The following is a 17,765-nucleotide window of genomic DNA, read 5'->3' as shown; positions in this document are numbered from 1 at the left end:
ATCCAAGATTATATGATATAGGAACTGCTCTACCAGAGAACAGGAACCTTGGCTCACTTGAGATGTAAAAGAAACTTATAACACTGGAAATTTGATAGAACGTTTTAATAATCTAAATAGTGTCTTTTTAAATAATTAGAAGGAAACAAGTAAGGACGGAGATTAAAATTGTTATTTTATATAGGATTGATAGTTGGAAAGTTGGCAGGATATAGTAGTAAAAAATTAGGTTTTAATGGGTCTAACATTCCAGGGAAAATTCTGAATTACTTATATAAGAATGCATTACAAAAATTAGCGACACAGGTGGAAACCGTGGTTTTGATTACCGGTACAAATGGAAAAACAACAACTTGTAATTTAGTTTCTTCCATTTTTAAGTCCAATAAAAGTGAATATATCAGTAATATAGAAGGATCTAACTTATTAGAGGGAATTACCTCTGCTTTTATAAAAAAAAGTAATATACGAGGGAAAATACAAGACGTGAAAGTAGCAGTTCTCGAAGTCGATGAATTGACAATGACCGAAGTTCTGAAACAAATAAAGCCTCAATTAATCGTTGTAACAAATATCTTTCGAGATCAGCTGGATCGTTATGGAGAAATCAATACGCTGATTTCAAAAGTACAAACCGCTATTCATTCTAGCGATGCTCACTTGCTATTAAATGGTGATGATCCATATAGTAGACATTTTACTAAACAAAAGAATAAAACCATGTATTTTGGTTTAAAGAATCATGTAGGGAATTTTCATAAAAGTAATATTAGAGATGCCGTCTATTGTTGTTGTGGTCGGCTATTAAAATATACGCATACTCACTATGGACACCTTGGAAGATATTTTTGTTCGTGCTCTGTGGGTAGTCCCGTATTAGATGTTGAGGTTACTTCAATTCAATCACAAAATAGCTTAACGATTACTATACAAAATCAATCCTATACTTCCAATTTGAAGGGTGAATACAATGCATATAATATGCTAACGGCTATAAAAACCGGAGAATTTTTAGGTTTTAGTTATGAACAAATTCACAAAGGGTTAAGAGAATATCACCCGAGCAATGGACGTATGCAAAATTTTCGCATTGCACAAAATATATACCATCTAAACTTAGCTAAAAATCCACAGGGGATGAACTGTACGATAGATTATTGCATACAAAATAAAAACATAACACAATATGTTTTTATATTAAATGACTTGCTTGCTGATGGGAAAGATATCTCTTGGATTTGGGATGTAGATTATGAACTATTAGCAAACTCCAATGTAAGCCATATAATTTGTGCAGGAACACGTGCCCATGACCTTGCAGTGCGTTTAAAATACGCGGGGATTCCTGTGAATAGAATAAAAGTTATCTCAAATATTTCTACTGCTATACAGAATAGCATTGTGGCAGGGAATGAAACGTCCGTAATTAGTAATTACACAGGGTTAAATACTGCCCGGCAATTTTTAACCACTAAAGGAACGGTGTCCCCTTCGTAAATAAGATGGTATCTATATACATTTAGTTTAATAATTTAACTGAGTGCATATAGATTGCAAATACACCGAATAGAGAGTTGATACTTAAAATAACGATATAAATTGGGTATTTTCCTTAGAATTTATATATAAGGTCCGATTACGTTTTTAAAATCTGGAGGTACTATGAAAAAATTGATTATCTATCATTACTTTCCCAATACTCTTAATTTATATGGGGATCGTGGGAATGTAACCATTCTACAAAAACAATTAGAATGGAGGGGAATAGAAGCCGATATTCATTATGTGGAACAAGTAAAAGATTATCCTGTATCTCAGGCTGATCTAATTTTTATTGGGGGCGGAAGTGACAATGAACAACGAATGGTACAAGAACAATTGCTTTCAATTCGAAAAGAATTGAAAGCAGCAATAGAGGATGGTTTAGCAGCACTTTGTATTTGTGGAGGATATCAACTATTAGGGGATTATTATGAAACTGCAAACAGTGATATCATACAAGGCTTAGGAATATTACCATTTTATACATCATGTAAGGACACGGGCTCAGTGGGGCGATTAGTAGGGAATGTAAGAGTACAATCTGAAAAATTCGGAAGAATAGTGGGTTTTGAAAACCATAGTGGCCAAACATTCCATTCTTTTGACTGTCTCGGTCAAGTTCTACAGGGATATGGGAATAATGCAACAGAAAAAAAGGAAGGACTTCTGTACAAAAACCTGATAGGTACGTATTTACATGGGCCATTTTTAAGTAGTAATATTCATGTATCAGACTGGTTAATATTGCAAGCACTAAATAGAAAATATGGACTTACAAAATTAGAGACATTAGAATGTACTTTGGAAACGACAGCATCCGATGTCTTATGGGATAAGAGGTAAAGTTCGGATGCAAATATAATCCAATTTGAAATGAGAGCGACAGATTTCGTAAGAACAATATAATGAACAGAAATGTAGATGTAAAGGAGCATACGAATTGAAGAAACTTATTGCAATAGGATTAGTGGTAGGTCTTTTAACTGGCTGTGGTTCTACAGCGAATAAATGAAACTCATCTTGAATCGATAGATTCATACAAAAACGCCATCCTTTCTGTATATTTCTACAAAAAGAATAGCGTTTTTTTCGTTTTATGGATACAATTTTTTAGCTTGATGGCGATGGGGTACCGTCAGCAATTTTGAAAAAAAACACGCTAATCAAATTTTGATAAGAAAAGAGCCGCATTCTACCCTGTTAAGAGTAAAGCGGCTCTTTAATATTTAAAAATCTAGTTTGTATAAATTAATTAGATTGCTGTAGAGAATTTAATAAGTTTTTATGAATATGTAATAATGTTTGAATTTCTGCCTCCTGAAGTTGTTCTAATGCTAATGACATAGCTTTATAGGAAGTAGAATTTTCAATAGATTTTTTTGATGTTTCTTGACCTTTCGTTGTTACTTTTAATTTTACCTCTCTACGATCTTCTGATGAGGGATTTCGTTCGATTAATCCTAGATTAACTAATTCATCCACATTTACACTCACTGTACTTTTAGGGACTGAAAGTCGTTCTGAAATACTTTTAAGAGTAATATTAGGAATTCTATAAATTGTGTTTAAGATTCCCATTTGTTGTGCTGTTAATCCTAAACTAGAGGCATTTTGATTTGTAAATTTTATAATTTCTTTATTTATTGCTACAAATGACTGTACAACTTCTGCTTCTTTTTTGAGGTTCTGATTTTTTTGTATCATTGTAGTAACTTCCTCTCTTTTTACATAGTTCAACATTGTATAGTTCACAAGTGAACTGTTTTAGTGTGGACTACTTTCAAAGAAAAGTCAATTTACCAATTTAAACATAAAACTACTTAATTCTTAAAAGCAATAAGAATGATTAATACAACACAATATTAATTGTGCTGTATTAATGTCTAAAAAACCCGTTTAAACGGTTGCTAACGCAACATAATTTACTCAAAATAGCCTACTTTTATATGCAACACAATTTAAAAAAAGGTTAAATACAAAGCGACTGCAACCAATCGTTTTAGCAATTACTATTTCTTGTTTCTTATTCGGGTAGATACGAAATTTATATGCTTTATTTACTAACATAGGTTGCACCTCACTTTTTCATAGTATATCTAAAGTATACAAAAAAACGTAGGCTTACGCCTACTGACATTCATCTCCCACCTAAAATTGGTGTTTCACACCTTCACATTTTTGAGGAAGGAGTCTTCTGTCAGAAAACGATAAATTCTTTCGGTATTAATCCTTTCAAATCATATCCGCTTGGTATTGTTCCGAACCAGTACTCTTCACTTCCAGGAAATTCACAAGAAAGGAAATCCTGCTGCCAATCTTTGAACTTTATAAGTCCTATTGTGTCATTACTAGTAGCTTTTATATCCTTTTTTATAAGAGCACATATATCTTCTTGTGTATTTTCTGATAAAAGGTATAGTCTATAATCATTACCTACACCATCATATTCATTAACCTTAGAAAAATCACTTAATACTCTATGTATCTTTTCCATATTTAAATCTTCCTTATCAATAAATATGATATATCTATATTTTTATTATAGCAAGGCTCTACGCGATTCCCCATAGATACGACAATTTTTAGGGAATCTTGGCGAAGAACTAATGAATACTTGTAATAATAAACATAAATTAATGGTCGGATAATCAATTTTAGTTGTATAAAAATTACATAACTAAACGCACCGGTATTGAAGTCCTGTAATACTAATATAGAGCCGTTAAAATTAAAATTCATCTTCCAAAATTAGATTCCCGGCATCATTATCTTTCGTCAATCTTTGCTTCAAATAATTTTCTTTCGTAGTCCGATCATTTTTATGACCGACTGCAGCTGCGATGACATGAGGTGGTAATCCTTTGTAATCATACAAGTACTGTACATAAAAATGTCTAAAGAAGTGGGGAGTAATTCGGATGTTCTCTGTAAAGGGTAACTGAGTATCTTTAATGATTTTAGAAATATATTGTGACAAGTAATTCTCTCTATAAGCTGTATGGTTCTTAGTTTGAAATATCGTTCCACCATTTGTATTCCCAATGTCTATATGTAATCTTCTTCGAATTCGAAACGCGGCAATACGATTAAAAATCTCCTTATTAATAGAAACAATCCGTTCATTATCTCCCTTTGTATCAACTGTTAAATAGTAACGTCCTCGTATAGCGTCATACTCAAGAGCTTCCCACTTTGCATGGGCCACCTCTGCAACACGTAACCCTGTAGTAGCAAGGACTGATAATAAAGCATAGTTAATTTCATTATCCTTGTAGTAGTTTAGTAGTTGCTTCACTTCCTCATATGATAACTCACGCTTTGGTTTATGTTGTTTATTCACCGCCGTGCTTAGAATTTCTACATGAAGAGGCTCCTGGATATATTGGATTTCGTATAGCCATTTTAAATAAGAACGGATTACACCAAGCTTCCGACTAATCGTAGATGCCTTGTATTTTACTTTTGATTGATAGGAGATTGCGTCCTGGGACAGCCATTTTTGATAGTTACGGATATGGCGCTTTCTTAGATTCCTCCAGACTCGGCCAACTTTATAGTCTTTTACATCTTGCTGCAGAAATTCAGTACTTTGTTTGATAAAGAAGTAAAACTGGCTTAAATCACGAGCGTATAGAGTTCTTGATTCATCCTTTATACGCTTCTCCTGATCAAAATGTGTTTGTCGGTTCAAGTAGTAATACAATATTTCTTCATCTGAAAATCCCTTGTATGTATATGAATCTTCTCTTTCGTTATTTTCCTTTTTAAATTCAGCTTCATTTATATAATCACAATTCCATATTGCAATTATGTTAGCGAAATCTTGTTTTTGTTTTTCTATATTTTCTAAAGAAGTTTCACTATGAATTGTATTCAATTCAAATTTCATTATTCTTCAACTCCTTATTAATTACCTTTATATCTATTATTATAACTTAAGTTTATTCAAAATTATTTAGAAAGTAAAATTAAACTTTATAAAAATGAAAGTGTAAAACAACTATAGAAAATGTTCTATTTTCTATAGTTATTATCTAATTGTTTTTATAAATTATCTTTAATATAATTTATAATTATATAAAAGATAATTTAATTAGAAAGTGAATTTACATTACATTTATTTTAAAAATAAATTAAGTTATAATTGTGTTATAATGTAATTCACATTATATATTTTTATCAATTTAACTTTACATAATAAAATTATCGATTTTACATAACAGAAGTTTACACATAGGAGGAAAAGGTATGTTTGAAAGACAGGAAATAAATATGAATACGAATGAAGTAAAAGCTTATTTAGGAATTAGTAGCTTCATTTTTAATACTCTTATGAAACAAGGACAATTAATTCCAATTAATCGAGAGACCTGGCGTTTAGATGGTAGCTTTTTATTTAAGCGGGAAGACATAGAAAAGCTCAAAGAAGATCGTGAAACAGAGGGAATTACCTTATATCAGGCAGCAAAAGATTATAATGTGAGCATGTATCAACTTGAAAAGTGGATAGAAGAAGGAGTATTGACTTGCACTATACAGAAACATCGTAATCGTGAGACTAAATTTGTAAATGAGGAAGAAATACACGGATTGGTACAGCAATTGGATCAGGCCAATACGCTGTATACATTCTCACAAAAATATAATGTTGTATTGTTCCAAAAATTTATAGAAGGTAATAAATTAGCACGCATTATATCCATTCCGAAGCGCGGAGATATTGTGCTTATTGATGAGTTTGGAAACAATATGACACTAGAAGATTCAATTAAAATGGGATATAAGCCTGCATATATTTTATCCGATAAACCAAGAAGTCATCACCAAAAATTTGTAAAGTTTCGTTTTCCTAAATCAAATCAATTGCGAAGTAACATTTTTCACTTAATTGACTTAATACTACAGTATGTATCACCAAGAAATATTAAGGTTTCTGAGGAAGATGGTTTTTGGTACTTTGATGTTCGTCAATCCATTATTCAATTACCAATGCAAATGCAGGTAGAATGGATTGATTCTTTAACCCCATATATAATAGAAGGAAAATTAACAAGACGTGTTAATTTTAGTGTGTATTTAGATAGCCGTAGTGTTACTAAAGCAGTAACGATAACAAGCAGTGAATACCATGCAATCACAAACATTGTAAAAGAAACGAACAGTTCTATTGAAGAATTTATTGCATCCGCTATTCGTGAAAAGATTTATGATTATCAAGCGTCAGACAACTAAATTATAAAAATAAAGAAAAGACGCTTTAAAGCGTCTTTTCTTTCAGAGTGTTGGGAAATCTTTTTTGATTTTAGCGAAAGAAAACAATATAAAATAATAGAATTTAGAAAAATAGCCCTCCACCAGACTCCTTTTGGTTAGATGGAGAGCTATTTTTTCATGTTTTGATAAGCTGCGATGAGACACGCTTGCATTTGGACAGACTTCAGCCCTCGAAACCGCGCGTATCGATAGCCATTTAGTTCTTTGGCGTCCGCAAAGCTTCGCTCTATAGTCGAGCAGCGTACCTTGTATAGTTTTTTATCTGTACTTGTTAATTTGTTTTTTCTGGCAATATCTTTATATTCCTCCCAAATATGATGTGTAATATCTTTCTGTTTTTGTTTTTTTGAAAAACATTTATCACGCAATGAACAAACTACACAATCTGTTGGATCAGACTTATATTGACGATAGCCTTCTCTATCGGTTCTCGCATACTCTAAAATAGATCCCATCGGACAAGCAAATACATTTGTTTCTTCTACATATTTAAATTTGCTTTTTGGTACTTCTTTATTTCGATTTCCAAATCGGCGATACCCCATCAACTTAAGAAATTTTAGTATCCTCAAATACAAAAACGTTATCTTTTCTAAATAAGCTAAATTAGAAAGGATGACGTTTTTTATGAATCTCTCAATTCAAGATGAATTACAACTATTTTCTGAAGAATTACATCAATATCTTACGCCTTCATTTTTAGAATTACTTGCTAGAGAACTAGACTTTGTACAACGAAAGCGTAAGTTTTCGGGCCACGATTTAGCCACTATCTGTGTTTGGATTAGTCAACGAGTAGCGAGTAATTCTTTAGTTAGACTATGCGGTCAACTTCATGCAGCAACAGGAACTTTTATTAATCCGGAAGGACTCAATAAACGTTTCTATAAAAAAGCTGTTTGCTTTTTAAAACATATTTTCTCTTTATGATTAAAAAATAAAACTTGTGAACCATCAGTAATTCCAAGCTCTTCAATTGCTTATTTTCAACGAATTCGTATTTTAGATGCAACGATTTTCCAAGTGCCAAAACATTTAGCTAGTGTGTATCCTGGATCAGGTGGTTGTGCACAAACAGCGGGTATAAAAATTCAGTTAGAATATGATTTACATAGTGGACAGTCTTTAAATTCTCAAGTTGAACCAGGAAAAAATAATGATAAAACCTTTGGAACAGAGTGTTTAGCAACATTACATCCTAAATTCCTCCATCCATAAATCATTGTGAGAAAGGATGTTTCTATAACAAGGAGCTAATAGAACGTTAGAAATATTAGAATTTTAAAAAAATATGTAATTTTGCATTTATAATAACAAGATAATGTTTTTTCTGTATAATTCCTTAATAAGATACATCTTTATTATACGTAGTATTGAGAGGAGAAATAAAAATGAAGAAATCCGTCGTTACATTACTAGCAACCGGAATGGTTTTAGGGGCTCCATTTTCAAATGCCTTTGCAGAAGAACAAGTATCGCAGCAAGAAGCTTTGGACAAAATGGAAGTCGTTCAAAAAAAGTGGAATGATGAACAAGGAAATCCATCTTTCCTTTCAGGAAAATTATCTGATAAAAAAGTAGATTCAGAAAAAGAGGTAAAATCGTTCCTTGAAGAAAATAAGGAATTATTTAAAATCAACCCACAAACTGACTTAACACTGAAAGAAGTAAAGTCAGATGATTTAGGAATGAAACATTATGTGTACATTCAATCTATTAATAAAGTTCCAGTTGATGGTGCACGTTTCATTGTTCATACAAATCGTGAGGGCAAAGTAACAACGGTAAACGGAGACGTACATCCCGCTGCCGCTGAACGTTTGAAAGGAAATACAAAGGCAAAGATTTCAAATGAAACTGCCCTTTCAAATGCATGGAAACATATTAATCTAGCAAAAAAAGATACATTTGTAGAAACAAATGGGACTCCGTTAGAACAAATGAAAGAAACCGTAAAATCTACAAATGAAAAGGCAGATTTAGTTGTTTATGAAAAAGACGGGAATTATTACTTAACTTATAAAGTACAATTACAATTCATTAAACCTTATGGAGCAAACTGGAAAATCTATGTAAACGCAGAAGATGGAACAATTGTAAATTCATATAATGCAGTTACGGATGCAGATACTCCGCAAAAAGGCTATGGCAACGGCGTATTAGGGGATCGAAAAAGCCTGAATACAACTTATAGCAGTCAATATGGAAAATACTATTTAAAAGACACAACAAAGCCGATGAATGGTGGCGTTATTGAGACAACTACAACTAATCATGGCACTGATTGGCAAAATCCAGATAATTACGCTCTATTCGATAAAGATAATGCTTGGATAGATAAGAGCCAAGCTCCTGCAGTTGATGCTCATTTTAATGCAGGAAAAGTATATGATTATTATAAAAATGTTCATAACCGTAACAGTTTTGATGGAAAAGGTGCAACGATTCGTTCTGGAATCAATTTCGGAACCAACTACAATAATGCATTCTGGAATGGACAACAAATGGTTTATGGTGATGGCGATGGTGTTGAATTCGCACCGCTTTCAGGTTCGCTTGATGTTGTTGCACACGAACTAACACATGCGGTAACTGAAAAGTCAGCTGAGCTTGAATACCTAAATCAATCCGGGGCACTAAATGAATCTTTTTCTGATGTATTTGGATATTTCGTTGATCCAGCCAACTGGGATTTAGGAGAAGCTGTAACTACGCCAAAAGTTGCAGGAGATGCACTTCGCAGCTTATCAAATCCTGAAAAGTATGGCCAACCTGCTCATATGAATGACTATCAATATTTACCACCAACAGAAGAAGGAGACAATGGCGGCGTACATATCAATAGCGGTATTCCAAATAAAGCTGCTTATTTAACAATCAATGCTATTGGTAAGGAAAAAGCAGAAAAAATCTACTACCGTGCTTTAACAACGTACTTAACACCAACAAGTGATTTCAGCAAAGCACGTGCTGCTTTATTACAATCTGTTGCTGATTACGATGGCGTTAATAGCGCGACATATCAAGCTGTACAAAAAGCTTGGAATGACGTAGGAGTAAAATAATAGTTTCATTGGTAGAAAAGTGTAAAAGAACACGCTTGCTAGGAGTATCTGGCGAGCGTGTCCTTTTTTTACTGTATTTTTTATCTTATACTTTATTTTTCTCTTCACGCGCTAAATCGATTACAACATCTTTTCCATCAATATCTTTTGATAGGGGTCACCATACATGCCATCAACTTAAGAACGGAAACAAAATGAACTTTCGTTCAAATAAACTAAAAAACTCTTAAAATACTATTTACCCTTAAAAATGAGCACGCTAAATACACCTAGTTAGGTATTATTTTTAAAAATTATGCAGCTTTCTTTCGTTTTGAAAATTAACTATACTCATAGACAACACTAAAACGGCCATCTTATGCTTCTTGCTACAAAAGTAATGATAATATTAGATTTTCGAAATAAAAATAAGAGAAATTTAGTATACTTGTTATATTGAATTCTTCTTATTTTATTTTTTATTATGGAATAATTTCGTTTAGCTAATTAAAACTTAGCAAAGAAGAGACGATAGAAAAACTACAAGAAATGATGAGTAAATTTAAAGTATAATAACATCAAATAAGTAAGGTGAAAATGATATCACCTTACTTATTTTTCTACTTAATAACTAGGGGAGCTATTGAAGGAATGAGAAAAAGAAATAAATTATGGAATTTATGGAAAACCATTACACTGTTAGTTTGTACCGTTGTAATTGTTTCTTTACTCGTAACAGACATTTTAATTAGCCATAATGTTGAACGAGCGACAGAAGATAACCAAGAAGAGAAGGCAAAAACGATTGCACGTATTGTGGCGAATGATTCTATTGTAATTGATGGGTTGACGGGGAAGGTAGATACCTCCTTGATTCAGGTATATACAAATAAGCTATTAAAGAGTACAGATGTTCAATTTATTGTAGTTATGGATATGAATGGAATACGAAAATCTCATCCAGACCCTCAAAAAATAGGGCATCATTTTCTTGGAGGCGATGAAGGACCTGTATTGAAGGGAAAGGAACACGTCTCGTTAGCAAAAGGAACTTTAGGGATTTCTATGCGAGTATTCGTACCTATTTTTGCTGACACAGGTGAGCAACTTGGTGCGGTCGCTGTTGGCATTTCAGCTGATAATATAAAAGAGAGGGTGAAAGAAAGTAGACATATTATTTATATCGGTGTTGGTGTTGGAATATTAGTTGGAATTATAGGAGCGATATTGCTAGCTAGACATATAAAGAAAAGTTTATTTGGTCTTGAGCCGCATAGGATAGCGAAAATTCTTGAAGAAAGAAATACGATGCTACAATCTGTAAAAGAAGGTATTATTGCTGTAGATAAAGAGGCGAGAATAACTTTAATTAATAGTGAAGCAAAACGAATATTAAAGAAAGGTGGACTTACAGAAGATTTTATCGGTAAAGATATTGAATTGTATACGCCAAATTCACGTATGAAAGAAGTGTTGCAAACAGGAGAGGTACAATTAAACGAAGAACTAAATTTTTATGGGGTTGCGATTGTTACTAATCGGGTTCCTTTATATGTAAAAGGAGAAATAGTTGGCGTGATTGCAACATTTCGTGATAAAACAGAGATTAGAAAATTAGCAGAGGAATTAACTGGTATTAGGTTATATGCGGAAGCGCTACGGGCGCAATCTCATGAATTTATGAATAAGATGCACGTCGTGCTAGGACTTACACATATGAAACAGTATGAAGAACTGCAAAAATATGTGAGTAGTATGGTATCAGAGCATCAATATGAAATTGGGGGGATTATGAAAAAAATTCAAAGCCCAGTATTTGCTGGTTTTTTATTAGGTAAACTGAGCTATGCTAGAGAGAAAAATATAAAGTTAATTATAAAAGAAGATTCTTACTTACCAGAAATATATGATGAACGTATCATTCATGAACTGATTACCATTGTCGGAAATTTGATTAATAACGCATTAGATGCAGTGATGAATTGTGAGAAGAAGCAGGTTGAAGTTGGAATACAAGATGGGGATACATTAATCATTACAGTACAAGATACAGGGAAAGGTATACAAGAGGATGAAATTGATGCATTATTTATAAAAGGTTATTCCACAAAGGGTGATAATCGGGGGTATGGTTTGCATCTTGTAAAGGAAAGCATACAGCGAATAAATGGGGAAATTTATGTTCATTCGTTGTTAGGAACGGGAACGACAATAACGATTGAAATACCTAAAAGTGGGGATGAGAGATAAGATGATCAAAGTTTTGATTGTAGAAGATGATCCGATGGTGGCAATGTTAAATACACATTATTTAGAGCAAGTGGGAGGGTTTGAACTTGTCCATGCAGTTAAATCAGTTAAAGAAGCGATAGAAGTATTAGAGAAATCACGAGTAGATTTAGTATTACTTGATATTTTTATGCCTGAAGAGACCGGGTTTGAGCTTTTAATGCATATTCGGAATCAAGAAAGAGAAATCGATATTATGATGATTTCAGCTGTACATGATATGGGGAGTATCAAAAAAGCATTACAATATGGCGTAGTAGATTATTTAATTAAACCATTTACATTTGAACGATTTAAAGAGGCATTAACTGTATATCGAGGAAAACTTACTTTTATGAAAGAACAACAAAATATTAGTCAATCGGAATTAGATTCGCTAATTTTACAAAAAGAAAAAAGAGTGCCCTTTGACGATAAAGAGCTTCCGAAAGGACTAACAAGGCAAACGCTACAACTAATTTGGCAGCAAATCAAATCGCTTCATGGACAAGCGTTTACAACAGATGAAATGGCGCAATTAGTAGGAGTTTCAAGAGTTTCTATTCGAAAGTATGTCATGTTTTTGACTGAAATCGGAGTATTAGAGAATGAAATGGTGTATCAAAATGTGGGAAGACCAGTGAGTAAATTGAGATGTATTGACCAAAATAAAATAGATTTTTACGTATAAGCGACTTATTATAAGTCGCTTATATTTTTTTAATTACAAAAGTAGTTATAAAACTTACAAAAACTATTTTTACTATTGAAAGCATTTTAATATTATTATTCAGATGAATTATAGGAAGTAGAAATGCAAACAAAAAAGAGAATAAGGGGGGGCTGGGGCATACCAGATTATGTTGATGGAATAAAACACAAATTAAATCGAAAAGATGCTGCATCATAAATTCTACAAAACTAGAGTATTAAAATTTCATTCATCAAATTATTAATATAATAAAAATATATTATTTCACAAGGAGATGTTTAGTTTGTTGAATTATGAAAAAAACGCAGAAGTTTTAAAAGCATTAGCTCATCCAATACGAATTAAAATTTTGAAAGAATTAATTACAAGAGGGGCATGTAATGTAACTCAAATTGTAGATATTCTTGGTATCCCACAATCTACTGTTTCGCAGCATTTATCGAAGATGAAATCTCAAAAATTAATTATGAGTGATAGAAAAGGATTAGAGATTTACTATAGCGCTCAAAACAAAACTATTAATTCCATTGTCGAAATGTTATTGGATTTGAAACTATTAATTGTAAATAAAAATTAGTAATCTTTCTGATTCTGGTGCAAGATCGAGGCCTATCCAAGGCAGAATAGCTTATCTGCAACTTTATGTGGGATAGGAAGGATTAAAAGAACTTTATATACATTAGAGTGGTTGCTTCACCTTTATCAAACGATTTGAACAAAATCCTTATTTAAATGAAAGAAACCCCGATTGTCTGCGGGGCTCCTAAGGGTAATCGTCAAGTAATGACGTACTCGACTAATTAACGATATCATGAATTTTTTGGTAAAAATACTGGTAAATGCGTCCAAATGGATAGGGCATCATTTTGAACAAAATCGTTATTATATGTAGAAAAAATAAAAGAACCCTCTGGTTATAAGCGGATTCTTCGTAACAGAAGCACCAGGAAGCTGGTCTAGAGCGACCTGGGTATTCACTTGGGTGATATTACTATATTCGAAGGGAATAGAAAGATTAATGGAAATTAAATAAAATCCCTATTTTAATACATGGTATATAAACAAAGAAGAGCCTGATATGGCTCTCAGGCTCTTCCCTCAATAGCAAAGAGTAAGTCTTTTAATTACCCTTCTACTACATAATACACAAAACTTATATGGATGTGTAGAACAGGAAATTCCAATATAACTATCCAAATATAGTGTTTTAAAATATATTCTAGATATTTTAAATAAGGAATTAAATTACAAATGTTGATTTACCGCGTTATAGAAACTCATTTATATAAAGTTATAGTTAATAAAAGAATATTGAAATAATAAAATATGAAATATTACATATCGAATTGTAGAACGAGAAAAAGCGAAAACGGTAATTGAATGAAAACACTATTTGAGTAGAAAAGGTGACTGAGGGATATGGAATACGGAGTTTTTTAGCAAGGGAGTTAATAGCAGAGCATAATGATTATTTTGAAGCTTGTAGAGAAGCGCAGCAGTTAACTAGAGATACTGGTGTAGTTCACTGGGCGATGCCAATTGAAGAAAACAAGATAGCTAAAGAAAATTTCAATATTGGGGTACCGTCACACATCCATCAACTTAACGTATATTTTTATACAAAATGCGGTCTTTCCACGTAGTTTTTTATTATCTTTTATAGATGTTATAAAAGTAGGCACATCAAATAAACCCTGACGGGTTTCAAATTTTTCGCTATGCTACCTGATGGGCAGAAGTGGTATACTCATACACAACACCTAAAATATCAAAGACTGTTTTTTTCTCATATCTGTGAGATTTTCGTCCGTTTCGCTGTAGGAGGTTAAACAGACGAAGGAGAATCTTTGATAATTCTTGGGTGTTTTTATGTAGTGCTTGATGAAAAAGTAAGAAATAATCTTTAATTATGTAAATCGCTTTATATTCACTTAGTTCTTTCTGTTTCTTACGTAACAGGAGTTCTCTCATTTTAAACATAGTAGAAGAACATAATAGGATACTAATGAGTTGTCCATAAAGGTGGCATTCTAATCGCTCTTGTTTAATAGATTTACAACGATGAATTCGAAACCAAGATTTCCATATTTTAAATAACAGCTCAATTTGCCAACGCAGTGAATATAAATCATAGATTTTCTCTTTCGGTACCCATTCCGTAGGAATGTTTGTCATATATACTGTAATTCCTTGTAAAAGTTTCGTACGCTCTGTATATGTAATCCCTTTTTTCTTTTCACGAATAGCTCGATCATGTAGACGTTTCTGTTTTTGCTCCTCTGTACATCTATAAACCACAATGCGAGTGGGTAGTTTGTCTTTGCTCCCTACATATACATCATGTAATTCATACACTTGGCCAGGTTGTAATTGGTTCATGATGTCTTCCAAATGAATTTGTATATATACCGGTCTCAATTGAGCAGGTTTTGTTTTAAATACCACTGTTTCGAATTCTTTTCTATATATTTTAGTTGGTAATTTAAGACGCGATAAATAATACCCTTCCTTATCTTGGATCGATTTAAAGTCTTGTAAACGAAAATACCCTAAGTCACGAATATATAGTTCATTCTTTTGTGTCATGTCCATTCGAGTCGCCCCATATGCCTGATCACTTCGTTTTCCTGGTTCAATTTTCACATCAGAAAACTCTCCACTCAACAAGTCATACTCTAATTGAATTTTCACACCAGCTGTATGACTACAGCCTCCGGCACCAGGATAAGTAGCTGCGAATCGATCTGGAACTTGAAAGGTTGTAGAATCAAGGATGCGAATCCGCTCAAAGTAAGCAGAAAGAGAATGAGAAATTGTAGATGATCCTCCAATTTTAGCTTGTAGAAGTGTAGTAAATACATTTCGAAAGAAGGCTACAGAAGCCGAGTTAAATCGTCGATTCAGTCCCTCAGGACTTAATAAAATTCCTGTTGAAGTTTCTAATTGACTACAAAGTTGAGTAAGAGAGGTTGTAGCGATTTGTTGATTTAACCATACACACAAAGATAAAAAATGGTGCCCATGGCACTTACGTTTTCGTTTCATTCCACCTGCTTCTATAGCTAATTGATTAAGTGTAGCGGGAGACATATATCGATATAACTCTTCGGCAAATAAAGACAGCTCTTGTTTTTGATGCATATTCATAAAAAGCACGTCACCCTTTCTCATTAACATAAGAGAATAGTAACGTGCTTTTATGTTTAAGAATAGTCTAAATCCTTAAGTTGATGGATGTGGGGTACCGTCACATGCCCATCAAGCTAAGGTTGGATCTTTTATGAACCTCCTTTCTTGTTGCCTACATACTTGATAATTTGTTTATTTGTTTTTAAAAATACGCATACCAAATAAACATTGATACGGTGTATTTTTAAAGATTATGCAGTTTTTTGCTTTAGATTGGATACAGTAAACTGATAAACGACACCTAAAATATCAAAGACTGTTTTTTTCTCATATCGATGGGATTTTCGACCGTTTTTCTGTAAGAAGTCAAACAGACGAAGGAGAATTTTTGATACTTCTTGGGTGTCTTTCTTACGATTAGTCAAATGTTTTTTAGAGTTATAATTGATTAAATGCCAGAGATTTTAAGCCAATTAGAATGCAAGCCAAATACCCCTAATATGTGTCCATTTTTTACTAGGGGGAAGATATGGTACGATGGATGAAACTATGGTTTTAGGCGGCTAACCGATAATCATAGTGCATATTATGTGTAATGAGATAGAAGAGAAGCTTCAATAATTTATTTACACATGCAATGGACGCAACTTTATGACACTTGTTATAAGGTTGCGTTTTTAATTTATCGTAATACTCAACAATATGATTTTGTCCGTAACGTCGTTGTTTAATCATGTTCTGGATGATGAGGAAAAGGAGCTTCCTCAAATGTTTATTTCCACGTTTATTGATTTTATCTTTAAAAAAGGTTTTACCTGATTGAAAACGGCGTATATCAATACCAGCAAATGCATTGAGTTGCTTGTTATTGTTAAAACGAGTAATATCTCCTATTTCAGCCATCAAGCGTACGGCAGTATTCGGTCCAATCCCAGGGAGACTGCGAATGATATCGTATTCTGCGCGTTGCTCAGCTACATACACCATCTTGCTAATACAGCTTTCTTTTTGGTGAAGAAGTTCTTGATAGCGCCTTGCGTATAATTTGAGCTGGTCACACAGAACATCGTTCTGAGAAACAGCAGGATAGCAAATTTTCGCTATTTCAAGTATCTGAATCGCTTTTTTCTCCGCCGTAATATTTGATATTTTTTTATTGGTGTTGGCACGAATACGATTTTTTATAATGGTTTTAGAAAGACCTAAAACACAATCTGGGTGGGGAAATAGTTGAACAAAATTTAAAAACAAATCAGATTTACTAGTAAATATTCTTTCCAATTCTGGAAATGTTAATTGGATTACTTTATGCATACGGCCGCGAATTATTGATAATTCATCATCCAGTTCACTATATAATCTAGAAAGAGATTTTAACTGATAGAATAAATTATCAGTTCCGGTAGATACCCTTCGGGTAACTGTAAAATGAGTGAGAGCTAATCGGTGTGCGTCGCTTCGGTCTGTCTTATGAATCCGCAAGGAATCACATTGTATTTTGGCTTCTAATGGGTTTAATAAACAATATGTATACTGGTTATTTTGCATAAATCGTTCTAGCTGTCTGGAATAGATCCCTGTTGCTTCGAACACAATTTCAGGTGATTCGCCGGTTTCATCTGTAAGCTTATGTATCTTTTCTTGTAGCTTTTTAAAATCAGGCTTAGAATGCTTGATTTCACTTTCGAATACGCATTGTTTTTGTGCATTATAAATTACCATATAACTTTTACCCATACTGACATCAAATGCAATAACGTGTTTCATATAGCGCCTCCTCAGGTGGAATTGAAGTC

At 33.0% G+C, this 17,765-nt stretch carries 13 protein-coding genes and 4 pseudogenes; 9 read left to right on the top strand and 8 right to left on the bottom strand.

Annotation, left to right across the window (positions count from 1 at the left end):
• The first annotated feature begins 168 nt into the window (after positions 1-168).
• Positions 169-1,497 (top strand): MurT ligase domain-containing protein, encoded by a 1,329-nt coding sequence (locus tag EXW56_RS27100; protein WP_215597695.1) that lies wholly within the window; start codon positions 169-171, stop codon positions 1,495-1,497.
• A 165-nt stretch (positions 1,498-1,662) separates the two neighbouring features.
• Entirely contained in the window at positions 1,663-2,385 is a 723-nt protein-coding gene (locus EXW56_RS27095) for a type 1 glutamine amidotransferase (protein ID WP_215597694.1), read from the top strand.
• Between the two features lie 405 nt (positions 2,386-2,790).
• Here EXW56_RS27095 and EXW56_RS27090 read toward each other — a convergent pair whose 3' ends face one another.
• From EXW56_RS27090 to EXW56_RS27075, 4 genes and pseudogenes are all read right to left on the bottom strand, one after another.
• A complete protein-coding gene (locus EXW56_RS27090; RefSeq protein ID WP_215597693.1) occupies positions 2,791-3,246 on the bottom strand; it encodes a MarR family winged helix-turn-helix transcriptional regulator in 456 nt (151 codons plus the stop codon).
• A gap of 255 nt (positions 3,247-3,501) precedes the next feature.
• Positions 3,502-3,609, bottom strand: a pseudogene (locus EXW56_RS27085) (helix-turn-helix domain-containing protein); the annotation flags it as partial.
• A 130-nt stretch (positions 3,610-3,739) separates the two neighbouring features.
• Positions 3,740-4,036, bottom strand: coding sequence for a hypothetical protein (locus EXW56_RS27080; protein ID WP_252197305.1), 297 nt, complete (start codon positions 4,034-4,036; stop codon positions 3,740-3,742).
• Between the two features lie 234 nt (positions 4,037-4,270).
• Positions 4,271-5,431 (bottom strand): tyrosine-type recombinase/integrase, encoded by a 1,161-nt coding sequence (locus EXW56_RS27075; RefSeq protein WP_215597692.1) that lies wholly within the window; start codon positions 5,429-5,431, stop codon positions 4,271-4,273.
• A gap of 359 nt (positions 5,432-5,790) precedes the next feature.
• Here EXW56_RS27075 and EXW56_RS27070 point away from each other — a divergent pair, with 359 nt between their 5' ends.
• Positions 5,791-6,774: a DNA-binding protein gene (locus EXW56_RS27070; RefSeq protein WP_215597691.1), complete on the top strand. Its 984-nt coding sequence runs from the start codon at positions 5,791-5,793 to the stop codon at positions 6,772-6,774.
• A 108-nt stretch (positions 6,775-6,882) separates the two neighbouring features.
• Here the strand turns inward: EXW56_RS27070 and EXW56_RS27065 are convergent.
• A pseudogene (locus EXW56_RS27065) lies at positions 6,883-7,364 on the bottom strand (transposase); the annotation flags it as partial.
• 79 nt (positions 7,365-7,443) lie between these two features.
• On the opposite strand from EXW56_RS27065, the pseudogene EXW56_RS27060 reads away from it, so the two are divergent.
• From EXW56_RS27060 to EXW56_RS27035, 6 genes and pseudogenes are all read left to right on the top strand, one after another.
• Positions 7,444-8,016, top strand: a pseudogene (locus EXW56_RS27060) (IS4 family transposase); the annotation flags it as partial.
• Positions 8,017-8,207: 191 nt separating this feature from the next.
• Entirely contained in the window at positions 8,208-9,881 is a 1,674-nt protein-coding gene (locus tag EXW56_RS27055; protein ID WP_215597690.1) for a M4 family metallopeptidase, read from the top strand.
• Between the two features lie 630 nt (positions 9,882-10,511).
• Positions 10,512-12,110 carry a sensor histidine kinase gene (locus EXW56_RS27050; protein ID WP_215597689.1) on the top strand — a complete coding sequence of 533 codons (1,599 nt, stop codon included), beginning with the start codon at positions 10,512-10,514 and terminating at the stop codon, positions 12,108-12,110.
• 1 nt (position 12,111) lies between these two features.
• Complete coding sequence (locus tag EXW56_RS27045; RefSeq protein WP_215597688.1) at positions 12,112-12,819, top strand: response regulator; 708 nt, start codon at positions 12,112-12,114, stop codon at positions 12,817-12,819.
• Positions 12,820-13,123: 304 nt separating this feature from the next.
• A complete protein-coding gene (locus EXW56_RS27040; RefSeq protein ID WP_215597687.1) occupies positions 13,124-13,417 on the top strand; it encodes an ArsR/SmtB family transcription factor in 294 nt (97 codons plus the stop codon).
• A gap of 829 nt (positions 13,418-14,246) precedes the next feature.
• Positions 14,247-14,483 carry a hypothetical protein gene (locus EXW56_RS27035; RefSeq protein WP_215597710.1) on the top strand — a complete coding sequence of 79 codons (237 nt, stop codon included), beginning with the start codon at positions 14,247-14,249 and terminating at the stop codon, positions 14,481-14,483.
• A 73-nt stretch (positions 14,484-14,556) separates the two neighbouring features.
• Here the strand turns inward: EXW56_RS27035 and EXW56_RS27030 are convergent, their stop codons facing one another.
• The 3 genes and pseudogenes from EXW56_RS27030 to EXW56_RS27020 form a co-directional block, all read right to left on the bottom strand.
• Positions 14,557-15,987 (bottom strand): IS4-like element ISBce2 family transposase, encoded by a 1,431-nt coding sequence (locus tag EXW56_RS27030; protein WP_215558698.1) that lies wholly within the window; start codon positions 15,985-15,987, stop codon positions 14,557-14,559.
• A 233-nt stretch (positions 15,988-16,220) separates the two neighbouring features.
• Positions 16,221-16,382 (bottom strand): annotated as a pseudogene (locus tag EXW56_RS27025) (IS4 family transposase); the annotation flags it as partial.
• A gap of 142 nt (positions 16,383-16,524) precedes the next feature.
• Complete coding sequence (locus EXW56_RS27020; RefSeq protein ID WP_002203979.1) at positions 16,525-17,736, bottom strand: IS110 family RNA-guided transposase; 1,212 nt, start codon at positions 17,734-17,736, stop codon at positions 16,525-16,527.
• Between the last annotated feature and the right edge of the window lie 29 nt (positions 17,737-17,765).

The sequence above is a fragment of the Bacillus mycoides genome, from assembly GCF_018742245.1.
GTDB classification, from domain to species: Bacteria; Bacillota; Bacilli; order Bacillales; family Bacillaceae_G; genus Bacillus_A; species Bacillus_A cereus_U.
This window is presented reverse-complemented; position numbering and strand designations above follow the sequence as displayed.

Coding starts and splice junctions, on each gene's coding strand:
- EXW56_RS27095 (WP_215597694.1), top strand. CDS start 1,663: ATGAAAAAATTGATTATCTATCATTACTTTCCCAATACTCTTAATTTA.
- EXW56_RS27090 (WP_215597693.1), bottom strand. CDS start 3,246: ATGATACAAAAAAATCAGAACCTCAAAAAAGAAGCAGAAGTTGTACAG.
- EXW56_RS27080 (WP_252197305.1), bottom strand. CDS start 4,036: ATGGAAAAGATACATAGAGTATTAAGTGATTTTTCTAAGGTTAATGAA.
- EXW56_RS27075 (WP_215597692.1), bottom strand. CDS start 5,431: ATGAAATTTGAATTGAATACAATTCATAGTGAAACTTCTTTAGAAAAT.
- EXW56_RS27070 (WP_215597691.1), top strand. CDS start 5,791: ATGTTTGAAAGACAGGAAATAAATATGAATACGAATGAAGTAAAAGCT.
- EXW56_RS27055 (WP_215597690.1), top strand. CDS start 8,208: ATGAAGAAATCCGTCGTTACATTACTAGCAACCGGAATGGTTTTAGGG.
- EXW56_RS27050 (WP_215597689.1), top strand. CDS start 10,512: ATGAGAAAAAGAAATAAATTATGGAATTTATGGAAAACCATTACACTG.
- EXW56_RS27045 (WP_215597688.1), top strand. CDS start 12,112: ATGATCAAAGTTTTGATTGTAGAAGATGATCCGATGGTGGCAATGTTA.
- EXW56_RS27030 (WP_215558698.1), bottom strand. CDS start 15,987: ATGAATATGCATCAAAAACAAGAGCTGTCTTTATTTGCCGAAGAGTTA.
- EXW56_RS27020 (WP_002203979.1), bottom strand. CDS start 17,736: ATGAAACACGTTATTGCATTTGATGTCAGTATGGGTAAAAGTTATATG.